Origin of the sequence: Paenibacillus sp. FSL H8-0282, assembly GCF_037963825.1 — a bacterium.
GTDB classification, from domain to species: Bacteria; Bacillota; Bacilli; order Paenibacillales; family Paenibacillaceae; genus Paenibacillus_AQ; species Paenibacillus_AQ odorifer.
On sequence record NZ_CP150146.1, the window covers coordinates 4,930,485 to 4,949,683 of the forward strand.

The following is a 19,199-nucleotide window of genomic DNA, read 5'->3' on the forward strand; positions in this document are numbered from 1 at the left end:
ACCCCCATTTCTCATATCAAGTTCTTCTTCAGGTTGCGTAAATAGCGGCTGCGAATAAAAAAGAAGTATAGTCCTTGAGCAGCCAAATATCCGAGTAACACCGCGCCTGTCTCCGTTGCGATAGATAAGTAGAACAACCGTTGAAGCGCAATAAAGGCAAACACACTGTGTAAAATAGCTATTCCGACCGGCACAAAAAACAACAAAGACAGCTGAATCGTAACTATTCGATTGAGTTCTTTATCCGTAAGCCCCATCTTGGACAAAGTGGAATATTGATTGCGATCATGATCAAGATCGGTATATAACCGGAAGTAAAGAAAGCTGCCTGCCGCAATAAAAAAGACAGTACCCACCAGCAAGGAAGCAAAAAGCATTGTGTTATACAATGTTTTCTGAAGCTCAAACAGCGTGCCGCTGATCACAATCGCATACGGAGAATCACTTTCATAGGACTGTTTGCCTTTATGGGCAAGATCAGCAGCGATACCTACCGTCTGCGGAAAATCCTCTACATAAAAACCTGTATAAAGATCCGTCTGCACGGGATCAATAGCGCTGTAGAGCTCATCACTGATCACGACACCACTAAAATCCCCGCCATCTCTACCATCCAGCTCCGGCAATAAATATTCGGCAATGGGGACTTGCTCGGTATAACCTATTTCTTTAATGGCAAGTCCTTGCTGCAAGGAATAGACCGCTTTTACTCTGCCTTCTGTTAAACTGCGATCCCGCTGCGAACCAATCATCACCAGACCTTCGTTGCCCACCAGAGCACGCTCAGCCGTTGTGAAACCTGCACGTTGCAGGGCGAGATTATAATCACTGAAAGCAATCAAGGGAAGGCGTAAAGTGCGATCGGGTCCAGTCTGAGCTTCGACCTCAGCATATTTAATCGGGATACTAAGCGCTTCATAAGGGAGTCCGTGCGTCTTGAGCTCTTCCTTAATTTCGTTCAGATGCTGATCAAAGGGTACACCCGTCTGATTTCCTTTGGCTACATAACCCACTGCTGCGGGATAATCCAATTTCAGCTCTCTGGAAAGTGTATGTATCGATGCAAATACCCCTACGGAAGTGAAGGAGACTGCGGATACAATCGTCACCATAAAAAACATCCGGCCATTCTCTTTCCAGCGGTAGGACAAACCGGATAAAGTGATGATATTCGTACGATGCCAATACAAGCGCCGAATGTCCTTAAGCAGCTTAACCAAACAAATACTTAGCTGGGTATAAAAGAGATACGTCCCGATAACCGTAATCGCAACGACCGGAAACATGACTTTCTCTACGGAAGCAGCTTTTGCAGTAGCCGCCATATAATAACCACTGATCAGCAGTACAGCAGAAATAATAGATAATACAAAGGATACTTTGGGTTCTTCTTCTGCCTTACGCTCTCCCTGAAACAGACGCATCAGTGACTCATTGCCGATAAAAACAAAGGTGCAAAGCGATATCAGAAAAAACAATAACACGAAGCTGCAGATCGTAAGCACAAGTGCCTGCCATGGGAGATGAAAGGTTAACAGGGGAATTCCCAAAAAAGTAGATCCGATCATCAAAAATAATTTGCCCAGAAGTAACCCGAGAAGGGTACCTGTCAGGATGGCAGAGGTGCCGATCATCATATTTTCCAGAAAAACCATGGTGTTCAGCTGTCTCTTCGTCATTCCATGCATCAATAAAATTCCGAACTCCATCTTGCGCGACTGCAGGAAGGATCCAACGGATACGAGTACGAACAAAGAACAAAAGACATAAATAATTGCCTCTGCCACCATCATCGTATGAGCCGCCGTACTATAAATTAAGCTCTTTGAAATATCCGGATGGTAAATAAACAAAGCGCACACGAAAAAGATCATCACCGAAAAAGCACTGACGACAAAATAAGCGGCATATTTGCGTTTATTACGTGTTACATTCCTATAAGCGAATTGCCGAAAGGTCATGGCTGGTTCCCCCAAGCAGAGACAGCATATCAATAATACTTTGGAAGAAAGCGCCTCTATTACTGCCCTTGTACATTTCACTATAGAAACGTCCGTCTTTAATAAAGATGACCCGGTTGCAAAAGCTCGCAGCCACTGCGTCATGCGTAACCATCAGCACCGTAGCTCCTTCTCCCTTATTCACCTCTGTCAACATATTCATGACTTCCCCTGAGGCTTTGGAATCCAGATTGCCTGTGGGCTCATCCGCCAAAATTAACGCTGGACGATGAATCATCGCCCGGGCGATAGCCGCCCGCTGCATTTGTCCGCCTGAGACCTCATACGTGCGCTTCTTCAACAAATGTTCGATGCCAAGCAAGGTAGTGACCTCTTTCAGCCTGCTCTCCATCTCTGGGACACGAGCACCTGCAAGCGTCAAAGGTAATACGATGTTTTCCTCTACAGTGAGCGTATCCAGCAGATTAAAATGCTGAAAGACGAAGCCTAGCTCATGACGGCGAAAAAGCGCCTTTTCTTTTCTGCTAAGCAGATTAGGATCTCGGCCGTTGATCAGAATCTGACCGGAGGTCGGTTGGTCGATGGTGGCAAGCGTGTTGAGCAGCGTTGTTTTCCCGCTCCCGGATGGACCCATTATGCCAACAAACTCCCCCTTTTCTACAGAAAAGCGGATATGATTCAGCGCCTGAGTGGACACTTTACCCTCATATATTTTTGATAAATTATGAACATCTAGAATGGGCAAGTGTTACCTCTCCTTCTTTCGACTGGATTGCCTTCATTATACAAAGTGTACACATGGGCTGCTATTTCTGAAACTTACAATGCCCTTACACATTTGTAAGGTTTGTTATATCCTGCTCCCTAAATACAATCCGCACGGTGGTCCCGCTTCCTTCTTCGGAACGGATACTCACCTCATGTCCAAGCTTGCCGCAGATCTGCTTCACGAGATATAATCCCATCCCCGTAGATTCCTGGAAGGTTCGTCCATTCACCCCGGTAAAATATGCATCGAACACGCGCGGCAGATCTCCTGCTGGTATGCCTACTCCTTCATCCCGGATCTCAAGCACAGTCTGCTTATCTTCCGTGACCATCCCTTGGAAAAAAACATGTTTGCCCTCTTCAGTCGTATAACGAACAGCGTTCGTAATCAGCTGCGTAAGGACAAAAGTGAGCCATTTTTCATCCGTGGTTACGGTAATCTGCTCATCTATTTGTATAGCTGGAAATACTCTTTTTCGAATAAAAAGCCGCTTCTGCTCAGAGGTCACACCACGTACGATGGTCTCCAAATTCAGCCGTTCCACATAGAAATCGTGCTCAAAAGTATCCAGACGGGCCGTATAAAGCACGGTATCCAGTCCTTTTTTCAGACGATCCAGTTCATCACCAATTGCCGTAAAAGGCGGACCATCCTTATCCTGAATGATCAGATGAATGACAGACAACGGCGTCTTCATGCCATGTACCCATTGATTAATAAAGTGAATATGCTCTTCTAATTTGTGGCGGTAGCTGTGCAAATCATTTTTGTAGAGGCGGAATTGCGACCCCAGTAAACCTCGCAAGCTTACGGCTAGCGGAGAATCCTGTGTAGGGCCACCTGCCTCATTGAGAGAGGAGGGCGTAGTCTCCAAACGTTCATAGAACGTGCGATTGGTGACGTAACGGTAAGCGAGGTAGCCAATCAGTAGACAAGTGCTGAGCAGCGCGGCATATAAACTTACATTCAGACCGCTGCCTCCATCCAGCCGATACACTAATGTGATCAGGACTAGCTGGGCTAGATAGACCACGATCAGGGGGAACTGTTCCCGTAATAACAACTTCATTCCTCATCCCCCCAATTCGGAATCAAACGATAGCCTTGACCGCGCACGGTTTGTAGTCCATCTGTGATAGCGAGAGCGGCAAGTTTTTTGCGTACACGTGTAACATATACATTTAAGGTATTTTCATCCACGAAGGCTTGATCATCCCAGATTTTTTCGAGCAGCCTGTCCCGGGTAACGATGACGCCTGATTTTTGCATTAGCTCATCTAGTATCTTGGCTTCCGTGTGGCTTAAGTCCACTTTAGCTTCGCCTCGGGTAAGGATTAGCCGCTCTACATCCAGCGTCATTCCGGCAACGTTTAGTGTGCGTTCATTATTCCCACCGGCATAGGTGCCGTAGGCGCGCCGCAGCTGACTTTTGATTTTGGCCATCGCGATTTCGTAATCAAAAGGCTTAGTGATATAATCGTCGGCTCCATTTTCCAGCGCCATTACTTGGTCCATTTTGCCATCGCGGGCAGATATAAAAAGAATAGGGCAGGTTGAAATTCCGCGAATCTGGCGGCACCAGTAATAACCATCGTATTTTGGCAAATTAACATCAAGGAGTACCAGATGTGGCGTGAACGCCTCAAACTGAGTGCGGACCCGCTCAAAATCACTCACCGCCTGCGTTTCATATCCAAACTTATGTAAATAATCCTGCAGCAAAGCCACAAGTCCACGGTCATCTTCTATAATAAATATTTTGAACATATCATGCCTCCGGTCCAGCCTTAACAATATAAGGGGGTCTGCCAAATAATATATACACCGTGCATAGGGTTAGTCAAATCGGAAGGAAGAAAAAAGAACCCATGAAGCACCTGTTTACGGCACCTTCTAGGTTCTTGGATAAGTTAGGTTTAAGGATATCAACTAGTCCCATTGTTTCTTCTGAATCCCGGCAAGAACTCTCTCTACAGGTGCCCAGCCGATAAGTTCTGGTTGGCTCCAGCCCGGAGCAGCTTGCAGATGGCAAATTTCCATGTAGTGATCTATCCTAACTATATCCCAGGCATGAATGGCCTCGCCATTCCCAAGGGCCAAAGCTACATGCCCCCAATCCTTAAACTCACCGTCCACCAACCCTGAGCAAGCATAAAAAACAAACGCGCCAGCTGGCGGAGCCCCGGTATTCTTGTGCGCATCGTACAGCTCTGCGGATTCGCGTGCATCGTTGCCTCCCCACATTTCGATCCCATTGCTTCTTTCATAGGCATCTTCAACAAAAGCAAGACAACGCAGCGGATACTCCTGCGACCCCAGCCGCTCCTTAGCCCAACAAATAGCACTCTCAATTTCCTTGCCAAATTCCACGTCCATTACCAATATACATTCCTCCAAAGTACGATATAGTGTTGAACACATCATACCTGAACCTGCTACTCATGAGCTGGTATTATATAGTTATCAATTAAACTATCCCAATTGTACCTGAGTGGTCATCTACTTCGGCCAACCATTACTTAAAAAACATAAAAAACCGTAAATGAGCATAGCTCATTACGGCTCTAACAAACTATAAATTGGTTTAAAGATACAGGAGTGGTGATAGTGTAGTGTAGTGGTGGTGGTAGCAGTAACAGTAGTGGAGGACAATTTAAAGTTGATATTGCAGACGCCGAACGGTGATATCCTATCGAACATAAGTAACTTATTGCTTGTTGGAGTAGCTCATCTGCGGGATTTATACCGTTCATTTAGCCATATACGCTCCATCGGCTTCATTCTACGGGATTTATACCGTACATTTGGCTATATATGCTCCATCGGCTCCATTCTACGGGATTTATACCGTACATCTGACCGTATACGCTCCATCGGCTCCATTCTACGGGATTTATACCGTACATCTGACCGTATACGCTCGATCGGCTCTATTCTACGGGATTTATACCGTACATCTGACCGTATACGCTCGATCGGCTCCATTCTACGGGATTTATACCGTACATCTGACCGTATACGCTCTATCGGCTCCATTCTACGGGATTTATACCGTACATTTGGCTATATGTGCCCCATCGGCTCTATCTGCGGGATTTATACCGTACATTTGACCGTATACGCTCGATCGGCTCTATTCTACGGGATTTATACCGTACATCTGACCGTAGGTGCTCCATCAGCTTCATTCTGCGGGATTTATACCGTACATCTGACCGTATACGCTCGATCGGCTCTATTCTACGGGATTTATACCGTACATTTGGCTATATATGCTCCATCGGCTCCATTCTACGGGATTTATACCGTACATCTGACCGTATACGCTCGATCGGCTCCATTCTACGGGATTTATACCGTACATTTGGCTATATGTGCTCCATCGGCTCTATTCTACGGGATTTATACCGTACATTTGGCTATATGTGCTCCATCGGCTCTATCTGCGGGATTTATACCGTACATTTGGCTATATGTGCTCCATCGGCTCTATTCTAAGGGATTTATACCGTACATTTGGCTATATGTGCTCCATCGGCTCTATTCTAAGGGATTTATACCGTACATTTGACAGTGTCGAGTAAATCAAAGGCACTTTTGCTCTTCTTTCGCACCACGCTAGCTCATTTGAGTAAATCAAAGGCATTATTGCCCTTCTTTCGCGCCACACTAGCTCATTCGAGAAAATCAAAGGCACTTCTGCCCTTCTTTCGCGCCACACTAGCCAATCCGTGCAAATCAAAGGCACTTTTGCTCTTCTTTCGCACCACACTAGCTAATACGTGCAAATCAAAGGCACTTTTGCCCTTCTTTCGCGCCACACTAGCTCATTCGAGTAAATCAAAGGCATTTTTGCCCTTCTTTCGCGCGATACTAAACCTTTACAGTAAAACAAGGGCATTTCTGCCCTTGTTTCACCACACCCTATAGCGCCACCGCTGAAACGACGCGTCCTCTTGTAATGTTGTATACCTCGTATGTTCCACATTTCGCACGCTCTTTGCTTCATATGCTCAGCATTTCCACGCTCACTCCACATTTCGTATGCTCTTTGCCTCATATGCTCAGCATTTCCATGCTCACTCCACATCTCGCACGCTCTTTGCCTCATATGCTCAGCAATTCCACGCTCACTCCACATTACGCACGCTCTCTGCCTCACCTACTTAGCACTTCACACGCTCACTCCACATTCTATATATCCTCTACTTCCACGCTGTGCAATGCGCTCACGCAGACTTATCTACCATCCAGCAGATTGCCGAGTCCGCCAAGTACGCTTCCTTCTTCTTTCCGACCGCTGTTGCCAGCAGCGGACAGGATGCGATCGGCCATTCGGCTGAATGGCAGCGACTGTACCCACACCTTGCCGGGTCCGCGCAACGTTGCGAAGAACAGGCCTTCGCCGCCGAACAGCGCGGTTTTGACCCCTTTTACAAACTCAATATTATAATCCACCGAAGACGTCATAGCGACTAGACAGCCAGTGTCCAGCTTAAGCGTCTCTCCCGGTTGAAGTGTGCGTTCCATAACATAACCACCAGAGTGTACAAATGAAAGTCCGTCACCCTCCAGCTTTTGCATAATAAAACCTTCACCACCAAAAAAGCCGGTACCCAGCTTACGCTGAAATTCAATACCGATTGAAACGCCTTTTGCCGCACAAAGGAACGAATCCTTTTGACAGATGATTTTTCCACCGTATTGCTGCAGGTCGAGCGGGATGATTTTGCCTGGGTACGGAGCAGCAAAGGTGACACTTTTACGTCCATAAGAACCACTGTGTGTAAAGACAGTCATAAACAAGCTTTCACCTGTCAACAGACGTTTGCCCGCGCCCATCAGCTTCCCCATCAAGCCACTTCCTCGCGAGCCTCCGCTGCCGTCGCCAAATATCGTCTCCATTGTTATTTCCTGATCCATCATCATGAAGCTCCCGGCTTCGGCAATTACACTCTCTCCTGGGTCAAGCTGCACCTCTACACACTGTATTTCCTCACCCATAATGGCATAATCAATCTCATGAGCACTCATCCCGCAGTTCCTCCTTATAATTAAAGTCAACATGTGACTTATGAATGAAAATATATACGTGCGTTGCGATTCACGGTTTCGCAAATCCTAACTATCCATGAAAACCGCATATATTCAGCAAAAAAATCAACCAGAGGTTCTGGCTGACCTTAATCCGGTATCCCTGAAAAAAGTTATTTATTCCAGCTTTCTTCAGGTTACTGTACCACATCTCTTGTCAATACTTGATAATATGTTACAATACTTTTTATACTTAAATGTTTATTTAGTAGTCTAATTCTAATGATAAAGGTGAAATGAATGAATCCACAATCGGAATATGCAATTCTGCTATACTATAAATTTGTAAAAGTGCCGGATGCAGAACAATTCGCCCAGGAGCATTTGGCTTACTGCAAAGAGCTTGATGTAAAGGGACGAATTCTCATCTCAGATGAAGGCATTAACGGAACACTATCAGGTACGGTTGCCCAAACCGAGCAATATATGAAGGATTTGCGCGCAAACCCTCTGTTTAGCGATATCGTCTTCAAGATCGATGAGGCTGAGGGTCATGCCTTCAAAAAGATCTTCGTTCGTTATAAAAAAGAACTCGTGACGTTCCGGGTCGAGGATGAACTGGACCCTAACGTGATTACCGGAAAGCATCTGGCGCCTAAAGATTTCTATGAAATGATGCAGCGCGACGATGTGGTGATTCTGGATGGTCGTACCGGTTACGAATTCGATCTTGGTCATTTCCGCGGCTCCATCCGCCCCGAAGTAGACAGCTTCAAAGAATTCCCGGACTGGATTCGCGAGAATATGAGCGACCTTAAGGATAAACCAATCCTGACCTACTGTACAGGCGGGATCCGCTGCGAGAAATTAAGCGGGTTTATGATGAAGGAAGGTTTTGGACAGGTGTACCAGCTGGATGGCGGCATTGTGACTTACGGTAAAGACCCTGAGGTACAGGGCCAACTGTTTGATGGAAAATGTTATGTCTTCGATGAGCGGATTTCCGTACAGATTAATCATACCGACGAGGATATCGTTGTCGGACGTTGCCATCACTGCGGTCAGCCAGCTGACCAATTTATCAATTGTGCTAACGATGCTTGTCATCTTCAGCATATTTGCTGTGAGGACTGTGAAACACAGCACAGTGGTCATTGCTCGGACGAATGCGAAGCAATCACGAATGCCGTGGGCTAAATAAAAGGACAAGCTGGCCGCAAATGTTTCTACACGATTCAAAGACGAGCACTAGTGAGTCTTAAGTTAACTAAAGGGTGGCGTACAGGATTCTCACTGTACGTCACCTTTTGTTATGAGCGAAACGTCCGAGCAACTCCCCTAAGGACTGCACCCTTTAAATTACGATATATCCAGCAAAAAAAAGTCAACCAGAAACTCTGGCTGACCTTAAATGTAGTATATCCCCGAATAAGCTGTTTATACCAGCCTTCTTCACATTACCGTACCATCATGCGGTTTACGTAGTGTAGATTGAATCTTTGGCGCCTTCACTAGCTTTGGTTTGCCTAAAGAGGTTGTAAAGGTGATCACATAGCCGGCTACGACTACTGCCATCACTGTATACATCGTTTCTTTAACAGGCATATAAAAGAGTGATAGTGCCAGAACGATTACATCCATCATGATGAATACCGTACCTACTTTGATTCCCTTCCATTCACTAACCAGCAGCGACAAAATATCGTCTCCACCGCTAGCCCCGCCACTCCGCAGGATAATTCCCGCTCCTAAACCTGTCAGTACGCCGGACAAAAGAGCTGCTAATGCCAAATTGTCCTGCAAGTTGATGACCAAACCGGAATAACGTTCCATGAGACCATAGAAGATTGTAAAAGCTCCTACAGAAACAAAGGTGTTGCACACGAACGCTTTCCCTTTGAACATCCATGCTATCAAGAGTACTGGAACGTCTAGAAGCAGAGTTGAAATCGAAGGTGAAATTCCTAATACGTATTTGCCAAGCAGCGATAATCCTACGAATCCGCCCTCTGACAAATGATTCTGAAAATTGATGTGATAATAAGTAAATGCAAGCAAAAATGTTCCAAACAAAATGACTGTCAATCGGAGCAGTACATTCACTCCGTAATTGTGGTTCCTCATACAGGTCTCCCCTTATCGTATATGGCGGCTAGACGTCCCACCAACCTCTACGACGGGTAAAACCGGAGGTATTGCTCCTTCGCATATATATACTCCTTCCCCTCGCAGAGGCGGTTCGTCAAGTAACAACGGTTTACGCACCTTCTACAGGGAAGCTAAGTATAAGACAGATCATAACGTTTCCAAATCGTCCTTTGGGGAATCGTCCTTCGGGGACACATGGTATCCTGATCCTTTCTCTAATTTGATAAGTTCTGTTTACATTATACCACGGAGCCACCCTACTCTAAACAGTTTGCCAGAAAAAAGCAGGAATCACTCTGTACTCCGCAGCAAACGGTTGATTGTTTCACGTCTTACACCGATCAATTGTCCTATTTCTTCCTGGGTCAATAACTCTGTTAGCGCTGCGCCATGAGAGTAGTCATTAAACCAGCGGGTTAGCAATTCCATACGTTCTGCAGGTGTACCTACAGTAAGATGATCCAGCCGTGTCTGCATAAACCGTACCTTCTCCTGAAGCAGTCTGGCGATTTCCATCGCTTGACCAGAATCATCCCGCAGTTGTTGATACCATTCTGCTGATGGAACTGCCTCCACCTCGCTCTTCATCATCGCAACTGCCGTTCCATGCGCCTCCTTTGGCGAAATGAGTGAATGATGGGGAACCATCTCACCGGGATACAGGATGTTGAATAACACCATGTTCCCATTCTCATGAAGTCTTGTGACCTTGAACAGCCCGCTTTTTACCTTAAATAAAAAATCACAGCTGTCTCCTTGGCGGAACAAGACTTCCCCCTTATGTAATATCATCTCGCTCGCTCCTTTTCCTTCTGATTATATATATTTTCAATTATATAAAATTAAACCTCATTTATGGAGATAAATCTACCTATGGCGAGGAGGTGGGTGATTAATGTCCATACAAAAACTGCTGGGTGCCAGAATAAAAATTCTGGTACCCAGCAGTTCAATTTATTTATAAAGTTACTTTGCTTCAAGCGGTTTCTTCCATAATCCGAGCATCAATCCGGAGATGACCGAACCGATCAGAACAGCTAAGAGGAACAACAGCGCGTGGCTTGAAAGGGCAGCTACAAAGATCCCGCCATGCGGAGCCGGCACGTTGATATTCCAAAGCTGTGTAAGACCTCCAGCAACGGCCGAACCAAGAATACAAGAGGTTAGGACACGAAGCGGATCGGCTGCGGCGAATGGAATGGCCCCTTCCGTAATGAACGATAAGCCCAGCACATAGTTCGTTAAGCCTGATTTACGTTCTTCTTCTGTGAATTTATTCTTAAAGAAAGTAGAAGCCAGTGCTATTGCAAGTGGAGGCACCATCCCCCCCGCCATTACAGCAGCCATCATGAAGCCGTTGGTATTGCCACTGGTAGTGAATACACCGATGGCAAAAGTATAAGCAGCTTTATTGAAAGGTCCACCCATATCTATGGCCATCATGCCACCGAGAACCAGACCCAAAATAACAGCATTAACAGTTCCAAGATCATTAAGCCAATCAATCAGCCCTACATTGATCCAGCTAAAGACCGGATCGAACAGGTAATACATCAATCCACCGGTAATTAGAAGCCCGAATACCGGATATAACAGGATCGGCTTCAGTCCGTCAAGTGTTTTAGGCAGACCTGCAAATACTTTACGTAGTCCGATAATTACATAACCCGCCAAGAAACCAGCAGCCAGCCCGCCGAGGAACCCAGCGTTGGAATTCAAGGCCATGTAACCCCCAACCATACCTGGCATCAGAGCCGGACGATCACCAATGCTAAGCGCTATAAATCCAGCAAGGACTGGAATTAGGAAATGGAAGGCACCATCTCCACCACCAATTGTCTGCAGTAACTGGAACAGCGGATGATCTGCTCCACCTACTTGTTCAATCAGGAAGGAGATTGCTAGCAGAATACCGCCACCGACTACAAACGGGAGCATGTGGGAGATCCCATTCATTAAGTCCTTATATATTTTACTGCCGATACTGCCAGATTTCTCTTTAGACCCTTCGTCATTGCCACCGCGACCTTCATTGTGATAAATCGGCGCTTCCCCATTCATAGCTTTACGAATAAGCTCTTCCGACTTACGGATGCCATCACTTACAGGTCTTTGCAGTACAGGTTTACCGTCAAAACGGGCCATTTCCACCTTTTTATCAGCTGCAACAATTACACCGCTTGCACGCCGAATCTCATCAGGGGTAAGTACGTTTTTGGCCCCTTCTGAACCATTCGTCTCTACACGGATATTAACTCCCATTTCCAGAGCTTTTTTCTTAAGGGCATCTTCAGCCATAAAAGTGTGTGCAATGCCTGTAGGACAAGCAGTTACAGCTACGACAAAAGCTTGGGAATCCGGGTTGCCCACGATTACACGTTCAGGCTCTGACTTCGCGGCAGTTTCAGCAGCTTCGTTCTCTTTCTCCTTAGCTTCACCTTCCGCCTGCTTGGCATCAAACAAAGCTGATACCTCGTCAGGAGTCTGAGTATTCATAAGCTGTTCAATGAACTCGCTATCGATCAGTAGTCTGGACAATGAGGCCAGTGTACGAAGATGCATATTGCCTGCTCCTTCTGGAGCGGCAATCATAAAGAAGATACGTGCTGGCTCATCATCAAGGGATTCAAACTCCACTCCCTTTGCGCTCTTAGCAAATACAACCGTCGCTTCATTTACCGCTTTAGTCTTAGCGTGCGGCATTGCAATGCCGCCGCCAATCCCAGTGCTGGACTGCTCTTCGCGCTTCAGAATCATCTCTTTAAAAAGGATCGGATCATTAATTCGGCCACTTGCAGCAAGACTCGCAATCAATTCATCAATTGCAGCTTCCTTAGTTGTAGCTTTTAGATCCATGATCATCGTTTCTTTTATCATTAAATCCGTTATTCTCATCATGCTCAACTCCCTTAAGTACTTTGAATGCTGTCGGCTTACACTTCTGAGATTTGGATCAGCGGTCTCAGCTGTTCAATGAATTCTCTGTCCGCTAAGTCATCAGAGAATGCGGTTGCACTGCCCGAGGCAACGCCTGCACGGAACGCCTCCAACAAGTCTCCTGTCAAAGACAGTGTCCCTACAAAACCAGCGATCATGGAATCTCCTGCACCTACAGAATTTTTCACTTTACCTGATGGTGCGTTGGCGTGGTATACCCCTTGCTCCGTAATGAACAAAGCCCCTTCACCCGCCATGGAAACCAGTACATTTTTCGCTCCTGCATCCAGCAGCTTGCGTCCATAAGTAATAATCTCTTCCCTCGTATCTATGGTTACGCCGAACAGCTCTGCGAGCTCATGATGGTTCGGTTTAACCAGCAATGGCTGATACGCCAGTGCTTTTTGAAGTGCAGCACCAGTAGTGTCAATGACGAATTCCGCTCCGCTCTGTTTGCACACAGATATAAGCTTGTCATAGAAATCTGCACCCAGTGATGGGGAAACGCTTCCCGACAAAATCACTACATCCTCCGCGTTCAGGGCAGCCAACTTTTGCAATAGTGCATTGGCTTCAGGATCATGAATGACAGGTCCAACACCGTTAATCTCCGTTTCCTCTCCATGCTTGAGCTTGATATTAATCCGCGTATCATCAGAAACAAACACGAAATCGCTTGAAATTGACTCTTCGTGTAACCAATCCTCAATATATCGGCCGGTGAAGCCTCCAAGGAATCCCATAGCCTTATTCTGAACCCCAAGCTGATTAAGCACTCGGGATACGTTAATTCCCTTCCCTCCCGGAAGCTTCAAATCACGTTTCATCCGGTTCAAGTCACCCAGTCTCAAATCTTCCACTTCCACGATATAATCAATGGAAGGATTAAGCGTTACAGTATAGATCATGATTATCCCTCAATTATGTTGGTTTTCTAAGCTATAGATTACCGATCACAAGTACGGCATCTGTAATTTCTCCAAACGATCACACGGTAATTCATAATTGCTTATCCTATATAAAATTTATACCAGCGTGAAATCCACACCCAATTGCGTGATCTCACGGATGAATTTGTCAGACGCTCCTGAATCTATAATGCAATGATCCATTTCCGTCACATCTGCAACCTTGCTAAAGGATACCTGCCCCAGTTTACTGTGATCTGCCAGTAGAATAACTTGCTTGGCGACTGCGATCATTTTGCGTTTTGTAGCTGCCTCTAACATGTTCGGAGTTGTGATGCCTTCCCGCAAATCCAGTCCATTAGTGGCAAGAAAAGTTTTATCCACTCTCACCATATCTAAGGAACGCTCTGTCATCGGTCCAACAAAAGCCATCGTATCCGGGCGAAGCATACCGCCTGTAATTGAGACTTCGATATTGCGGCAATCCCGCAGTTCATTCAGCGCCATAATCGAGTTCGTAATGACTTTGATATTCGAAAAGTTCTTCAGCTCTCTGGCAATCTGCAGTGTTGTTGTTCCTGCATCAAGCAGTATTGCGTCACCCTCCTGAATCATCTCCACGGCCTTACGGGCAATCCTTTGCTTCTCATCCAACAAATGGTCTTCCTTATCAGGATAAGCTGCCTCAAAATTAACACTCTGCAGGGAAACCGCTCCGCCATGAGTACGCTTTAATAGCTTGGCTTCTTCCAGCTCCTTCAGATCACGGCGCACAGTAGACTCAGATACGCCCATTTCCTGACTTAGCTCCTGTACAGAAGCTCTTGAGTTTTTTTCCACAAAAAGCACGATTTTTTGTTTTCTCTCTTCCTCAAACATCATCGTGGCTCGCTCCTTTATGTGACAGCGCGACCTGTGCAATTCCTTGCGCTCATCTATGAATTTTCTTGACCGTTAATTGATTACATGTGACCGTTATTGATCGTTTGTGCTCGTTTATGATTTTAACAGCGTTTTCATCCTGTGTAAAGTGCTAAAAAGAGACAGTGCAAAATTACATCCGAATTGCCTATCTCATATGCGGCATTTATAACATATTAATAATACATACCGGGAAAAGCGGGTGATCAGAAATGGCCAATGGAAGAAACAGCGGGAGAAATAAAGGCAACAGCAATGCTAATAAGAATGGGACCACCAATAACAATAACCCAGTGGAATCCGCAGAACTTAGCGCTGAGGATTATGAGATCATCGCAGCTGGACTTGTAGCGTTAGGTGAGATTTTTTCCTTTTTATCTCTTGTTAAAGCAAGACAAGTTACCAAAGAAACCGGAGGCGAAGATGTAGTTCCTGAAATCTTTACTTTATCCACTAGAAAATCTCATAGACGAAAGTCAAGATAATCTGTGAAAAAGCAGATAAATAGTTATATCTCCTTGTTAAATTGCGAACTTTTTACTTGGCGTAACCTTTGTAACTAGAACCTCTATATGGGTATGCCAAGAACTACCTAAAAGGAATTGCCCGCTTTTGAATCAATACTTGTAAATTAGGGTTATTAAACTACATAGACATAAATTTGAATTTTGGGGGATGTTTTTATTGCCACAACAGAAGTATTTTCGGACAAGCCTTGCTATTATCGCCTTTTTACTGATTTTGTACTTAGGCTCCAAAGTAATGTTTCTCTTCGCCCCACTGGGTGCCATTTTCAAATTATTACTTGTTCCTATGATGTTATCAGGGTTCATGTACTACCTGCTGCGTCCGTTAGTAAGAATCCTTGAGAAAAGAAAATTATACCGGGCGTTCTCCATCCTGCTCATTTATTTTCTGATTGCCGGCTTGTTCGTTCTCTTCTGGATTCTAGTCTGGCCGACACTGCAAGAACAAATTCAGAACTTTATTGATAACACTCCTTACCTCGTGCAAGGTTTGCAGGATCAGTTCAATGCATTGAGGGAGAATCCGACACTGTCACGTTTTTTCAAAGGGGACTCTGACGTCGCGGCCCGTTTATCAGAATTTCTTAGCGATACTATTACCTGGGTTACCAATTCCATGTCCAATTTGATTGGCGTTGTTTCCAGCATTGTAGTGTTAATCGCAACTTTGCCCATCATTCTGTACTACATGCTAAAAGATGACTATAAGCTATCGCCTAAGCTTCAAGGCTTAATTCCGAGAAAATATCGTAAGGAAGGGCAAGAGATGTTTGGAGATATCGACAGCGCCTTAAGCAGCTTCATCGTCACACGTGTGGTGCTAAATGTCGTACTCGGTATTATGTTATATATAGGGTTCCTTATCATCGGACTGCCTTACTCCCTGTTGCTCGCCGTAATTTCAGTGCCCCTTAACTTCATTCCATATGTGGGATCATTCTTAGCAGCGATTCCGGTAATTATAGTGGGTTTCATTGAATCACCAACGATGGCCATATGGTCCCTGGTTGTAATCTTCATTGCCCAGCAGATCCAGGATAATGTACTCTCACCGATTATTTACGGAAAATCATTGGATGTTCATCCACTGACTACGGTCATCCTTGTCCTTATAGGTGGAGACTTCTACGGTATTATCGGAGTTCTTATTGCGCTCCCTGTTTATATGATTATAAAAATTGTTTTCCTGCGCGTGTATGAGATTATTATTGCAGACCGGATAGATGAAACTGAGCCTATCAAAAAAGAGGAGCTATAACGGTTGTAATCTACTTCGTGAACGGGCGGAGCTTATCTATAAAATAAAAAAGGGTACGTCTCCAATCACTCGGAGTCGTACCCTTTTTTATTCTTTACAGGTGCCTGAAATCATCCTCGTAAAGAACGAACTACAAAGATGTGATTGCCCTTCATCAGGTTTTGGCCGTTCTGAAGAGTAACTGAACCTTTCGTATGTGAGGTAATAATCGTATTAAAGGCAATAAGCTGATCTTCTTTCCAGACGCTAACCGCCGATTTAAAATACACTGCATTGTCAAATTGCTGCCGATCCCTCATCACATAACCTACGGAATGGAGAACTGGAGGCAGCGCTCTTTCTTTTGGAGCCAGAGCCTTAATAACAACAATATCCCGAAACGGCACAGCAATTTCCTGATGGCCAATCACCGCCACCGATGCGGAAAGGTCCCATTTGCGGAGGATTCCCTTCATAATGGTATAAGGTTTCTCCCCGCAGTACATTATAACGGGTTTACCTACCCAATGCTTCATAGCTACCTCCCCTTCGCATCACTCCATAAATTATAAGTCCGGAATAAACCAATCTATTCCTGCCAACCCCTGCGACTCTAAAAATTGGTTGGCCTTTGAGAACGGACGACTGCCAAAAAATCCACGATGCGATGAAAGTGGGCTTGGATGAGGCGATTGCAGCACCTTATGCCGGCTTTTATCGATGAAGGCGCCTTTTTTCTGCGCATGACTTCCCCATAATATAAACACCATAGGCGTAGATCTTTCATTTAGCTTTTGCATAATAGTGTCTGTGAATGTCTCCCAGCCCAGACCTTTATGCGAACCAGCCTCACCTTCACGTACCGTCAGCACGGTGTTCAGCAACAACACTCCCTGCTCTGCTAAGTGCAGCAAAGAGCCGTGGTTCGGAACAGGCACACCGACGTCCTCCTTCAGCTCTGCATAAATATTGCGCAGTGACGGAGGGATACGTACCCCCGGATTGACAGAGAAGCTTAGTCCGTGCGCTTGTCCGGGACCATGATAAGGATCTTGACCTAAAATAACTACACGGGTCTCCTTATAAGGCGTTAATTTCAATGCTGTGAACAATAATTCTTTTGGCGGATAAACGGTATGTTCCTTATATTCTTGTGTTAGTGCGTCCATTAATTTTAGAAAATAGGGCTTTTGCATTTCATCCTGCAATACCTCATCCCAATCGTTGCCAAACATCCCCAAACTCCTCCTTTAACCGAAACCATAGCGATATAGCTTTTTTATTTCCGACCATAATCCGCTTTGATCTCGCCCCACTCTTTGGTCTGCCACTTGAGCACCTTATTGTCATATGTATTGGTTTGCAACCAACGCTCTGCCCGATCAATAAGCACCCAAATTTCCTCTGTTGAAGAATCGCGCGGCAAGGTTGTTGCCACCTTCTTCTGCTTCACCCACTTCATTGCATTTACTGAATCACTGTAGACCGTTTTATCGCTTCCCTCTTTCTTTAACAACGCCAAGGCATGAACAATCGCTAAAAATTCGCCTAAATTATTAGTGCCCTTTTTGATCGGACCACAGGAGAAAATGATATCTCCCGTTTGTGTATCTACACCCTTATATTCAACAGGCCCCGGATTACCACGAGTCCCCACATCTACTGAAATACTGTTGTAATCAATCTCCTCAGAGGTCTCTACTGTAGCACTGCGTTTAAAAGAACTAGTCCCCTTAGACTTTGCTGCACCAGCTGCCCCTGTTCCCCAATTCCCCTTCCAGCCCGCTTTATATGCCGCATCAGCTGCTGCTTTGGATTCATAGGATTTATATTTTGCACCGGTATAATGATCTGTCTGTGCCTGGCATTCTGCCCAAGTGCTATAGACTCCCGGTTGTTTACCTTCCCAGACTACATAATATTTCTGTTTGGCCATGGATAATGCTCCTTTTCTACTGCCTGTACTTATTGTAATCCATATTGCTCGTGAATTCATCGGATAAATCACATTTTTCAGGTCATACTATACGCCAGAGATGTCCAGGCCTATATTACCATTTGTAGATTGATTGGTAAATTACTAACTAATCACTCTATAGTAAGCTCGAAGGATATCAGTACAATTACTTAGGGAGGTTATACAGATGAGAAAGATAGCAAGTGTTGCTGCGGTATTTGCTTTTGTGTTAATGGTCGGATGTGGAAATGCAACAAACAATGCCAATAATGCTACTGCAACAAGCACTCCTGAGAACACGAATAATGCGGGAACCACTAATAATACAGGCACCGCTAATAATCAAAATAACACCACAGATGCTGTAACCTCAGCTTCCGTAGTAGATAATGAAGAAGCCTTCAAACGCGCCATCAGTCCAGAAGGAACCTGGATTGCTGCTACACTTAAAGACTTAACCTTCACCGAAGATCTCGTGGTGGATGGAGAATTCATGAATAAAGAGGAACCCGCCAGAAAAATTGCTCTATACACACAAGATGCGGATCACAACATCACCAACTCCTTTAAACTGACTGCTCCAAAATTGACCATCAAGAGTAAAAATGCCCGCATCCAAGGCGGCACTTTTATTGGAGATGTATACGTAGAAGCGGATGGATTTACCCTAGTGAACGCAACCGTTGAAGGTAATGTTTACTTCGCAAACGATCAATATAAATCCACCTTTAATTCATCCGATCAAGGAAAAGTAACTGGTGTTACAGAAGTGAAAAAATAAACTTCAACCCCAAAAAGGT

The 19,199-nt window shown here is 45.1% G+C and carries 20 protein-coding genes; 5 read left to right on the forward strand and 15 right to left on the reverse strand.

Going from position 1 to position 19,199, the window contains the following annotated elements; translation table 11 throughout:
• Positions 1–11 precede the first annotated feature (11 nt).
• The 5 genes from NST94_RS21405 to NST94_RS21425 all read right to left on the reverse strand — a co-directional run bounded on the left by NST94_RS21405 (position 12) and on the right by NST94_RS21425 (position 5,112).
• Complete coding sequence (locus tag NST94_RS21405; protein ID WP_339281239.1) at positions 12–1,961, reverse strand: FtsX-like permease family protein; 1,950 nt, start codon at positions 1,959–1,961, stop codon at positions 12–14.
• The gene (locus NST94_RS21410) at positions 1,936–2,706 is read right to left on the reverse strand and encodes an ABC transporter ATP-binding protein (protein WP_280753404.1); all 771 of its coding nucleotides are present in this window, start codon (positions 2,704–2,706) and stop codon (positions 1,936–1,938) included. Before NST94_RS21410 ends, NST94_RS21405 begins: the two co-directional genes overlap by 26 nt.
• Positions 2,707–2,791: 85 nt before the next feature.
• The gene (locus tag NST94_RS21415) at positions 2,792–3,799 is read right to left on the reverse strand and encodes a sensor histidine kinase (RefSeq protein ID WP_280753405.1); all 1,008 of its coding nucleotides are present in this window, start codon (positions 3,797–3,799) and stop codon (positions 2,792–2,794) included.
• Entirely contained in the window at positions 3,796–4,497 is a 702-nt protein-coding gene (locus NST94_RS21420) for a response regulator transcription factor (RefSeq protein ID WP_038572574.1), read from the reverse strand. The genes NST94_RS21415 and NST94_RS21420 overlap by 4 nt, the downstream gene beginning before the upstream one ends.
• Before the next feature lie 162 nt (positions 4,498–4,659).
• The gene (locus NST94_RS21425) at positions 4,660–5,112 is read right to left on the reverse strand and encodes a hypothetical protein (RefSeq protein ID WP_280753406.1); all 453 of its coding nucleotides are present in this window, start codon (positions 5,110–5,112) and stop codon (positions 4,660–4,662) included.
• Between the two features lie 241 nt (positions 5,113–5,353).
• On the opposite strand from NST94_RS21425, the gene NST94_RS21430 reads away from it, so the two are divergent.
• Positions 5,354–6,301 carry a hypothetical protein gene (locus NST94_RS21430; protein WP_339281240.1) on the forward strand — a complete coding sequence of 316 codons (948 nt, stop codon included), beginning with the start codon at positions 5,354–5,356 and terminating at the stop codon, positions 6,299–6,301.
• 103 nt (positions 6,302–6,404) lie between these two features.
• On the opposite strand, the gene NST94_RS21435 is transcribed toward NST94_RS21430, so the two are convergent.
• Both NST94_RS21435 and NST94_RS21440 read right to left on the reverse strand, forming a co-directional pair.
• Positions 6,405–6,551 (reverse strand): hypothetical protein, encoded by a 147-nt coding sequence (locus NST94_RS21435; RefSeq protein WP_179089437.1) that lies wholly within the window; start codon positions 6,549–6,551, stop codon positions 6,405–6,407.
• Between the two features lie 418 nt (positions 6,552–6,969).
• Positions 6,970–7,764 (reverse strand): TIGR00266 family protein, encoded by a 795-nt coding sequence (locus NST94_RS21440; protein ID WP_038572584.1) that lies wholly within the window; start codon positions 7,762–7,764, stop codon positions 6,970–6,972.
• A 300-nt stretch (positions 7,765–8,064) separates the two neighbouring features.
• On the opposite strand from NST94_RS21440, the gene NST94_RS21445 reads away from it, so the two are divergent.
• Positions 8,065–8,961 carry a rhodanese-related sulfurtransferase gene (locus NST94_RS21445; protein ID WP_076302702.1) on the forward strand — a complete coding sequence of 299 codons (897 nt, stop codon included), beginning with the start codon at positions 8,065–8,067 and terminating at the stop codon, positions 8,959–8,961.
• Between the two features lie 255 nt (positions 8,962–9,216).
• Here NST94_RS21445 and NST94_RS21450 read toward each other — a convergent pair whose 3' ends face one another.
• From NST94_RS21450 to NST94_RS21470, 5 genes are all read right to left on the reverse strand, one after another.
• Positions 9,217–9,888 (reverse strand): YitT family protein, encoded by a 672-nt coding sequence (locus NST94_RS21450; protein ID WP_076130250.1) that lies wholly within the window; start codon positions 9,886–9,888, stop codon positions 9,217–9,219.
• Between the two features lie 315 nt (positions 9,889–10,203).
• Positions 10,204–10,704, reverse strand: a complete 501-nt coding sequence (locus NST94_RS21455) for a Crp/Fnr family transcriptional regulator (RefSeq protein WP_076134543.1) — start codon at positions 10,702–10,704, stop codon at positions 10,204–10,206.
• 174 nt (positions 10,705–10,878) lie between these two features.
• Positions 10,879–12,807 (reverse strand): fructose-specific PTS transporter subunit EIIC, encoded by a 1,929-nt coding sequence (locus NST94_RS21460; RefSeq protein ID WP_076279190.1) that lies wholly within the window; start codon positions 12,805–12,807, stop codon positions 10,879–10,881.
• 38 nt (positions 12,808–12,845) lie between these two features.
• Positions 12,846–13,757, reverse strand: a complete 912-nt coding sequence (gene pfkB, locus NST94_RS21465) for a 1-phosphofructokinase (RefSeq protein ID WP_339281241.1) — start codon at positions 13,755–13,757, stop codon at positions 12,846–12,848.
• A 117-nt stretch (positions 13,758–13,874) separates the two neighbouring features.
• Positions 13,875–14,639: a DeoR/GlpR family DNA-binding transcription regulator gene (locus NST94_RS21470; protein WP_305953507.1), complete on the reverse strand. Its 765-nt coding sequence runs from the start codon at positions 14,637–14,639 to the stop codon at positions 13,875–13,877.
• A gap of 251 nt (positions 14,640–14,890) precedes the next feature.
• On the opposite strand from NST94_RS21470, the gene NST94_RS21475 reads away from it, so the two are divergent.
• Together NST94_RS21475 and NST94_RS21480 are read left to right on the forward strand one after the other, a co-directional pair.
• Complete coding sequence (locus tag NST94_RS21475; protein WP_076130246.1) at positions 14,891–15,163, forward strand: hypothetical protein; 273 nt, start codon at positions 14,891–14,893, stop codon at positions 15,161–15,163.
• A gap of 190 nt (positions 15,164–15,353) precedes the next feature.
• Positions 15,354–16,463 carry an AI-2E family transporter gene (locus tag NST94_RS21480; protein WP_339281242.1) on the forward strand — a complete coding sequence of 370 codons (1,110 nt, stop codon included), beginning with the start codon at positions 15,354–15,356 and terminating at the stop codon, positions 16,461–16,463.
• 110 nt (positions 16,464–16,573) lie between these two features.
• Here NST94_RS21480 and NST94_RS21485 read toward each other — a convergent pair whose 3' ends face one another.
• From NST94_RS21485 to NST94_RS21495, 3 genes are read right to left on the reverse strand one after another with little or no spacing between them, the layout of a single operon-like run.
• Positions 16,574–16,978, reverse strand: coding sequence for a hypothetical protein (locus NST94_RS21485; protein WP_036683006.1), 405 nt, complete (start codon positions 16,976–16,978; stop codon positions 16,574–16,576).
• 30 nt (positions 16,979–17,008) lie between these two features.
• The gene (gene ung / locus NST94_RS21490) at positions 17,009–17,677 is read right to left on the reverse strand and encodes a uracil-DNA glycosylase (protein WP_339187992.1); all 669 of its coding nucleotides are present in this window, start codon (positions 17,675–17,677) and stop codon (positions 17,009–17,011) included.
• Between the two features lie 44 nt (positions 17,678–17,721).
• On the reverse strand, positions 17,722–18,378 hold the full coding sequence (locus tag NST94_RS21495) for a ribonuclease H family protein (RefSeq protein ID WP_076184205.1): 657 nt from the start codon (positions 18,376–18,378) through the stop codon (positions 17,722–17,724).
• 208 nt (positions 18,379–18,586) lie between these two features.
• Here NST94_RS21495 and NST94_RS21500 point away from each other — a divergent pair, with 208 nt between their 5' ends.
• Entirely contained in the window at positions 18,587–19,180 is a 594-nt protein-coding gene (locus NST94_RS21500) for a hypothetical protein (RefSeq protein WP_076130242.1), read from the forward strand.
• The last annotated feature ends 19 nt before the right edge of the window (positions 19,181–19,199 follow it).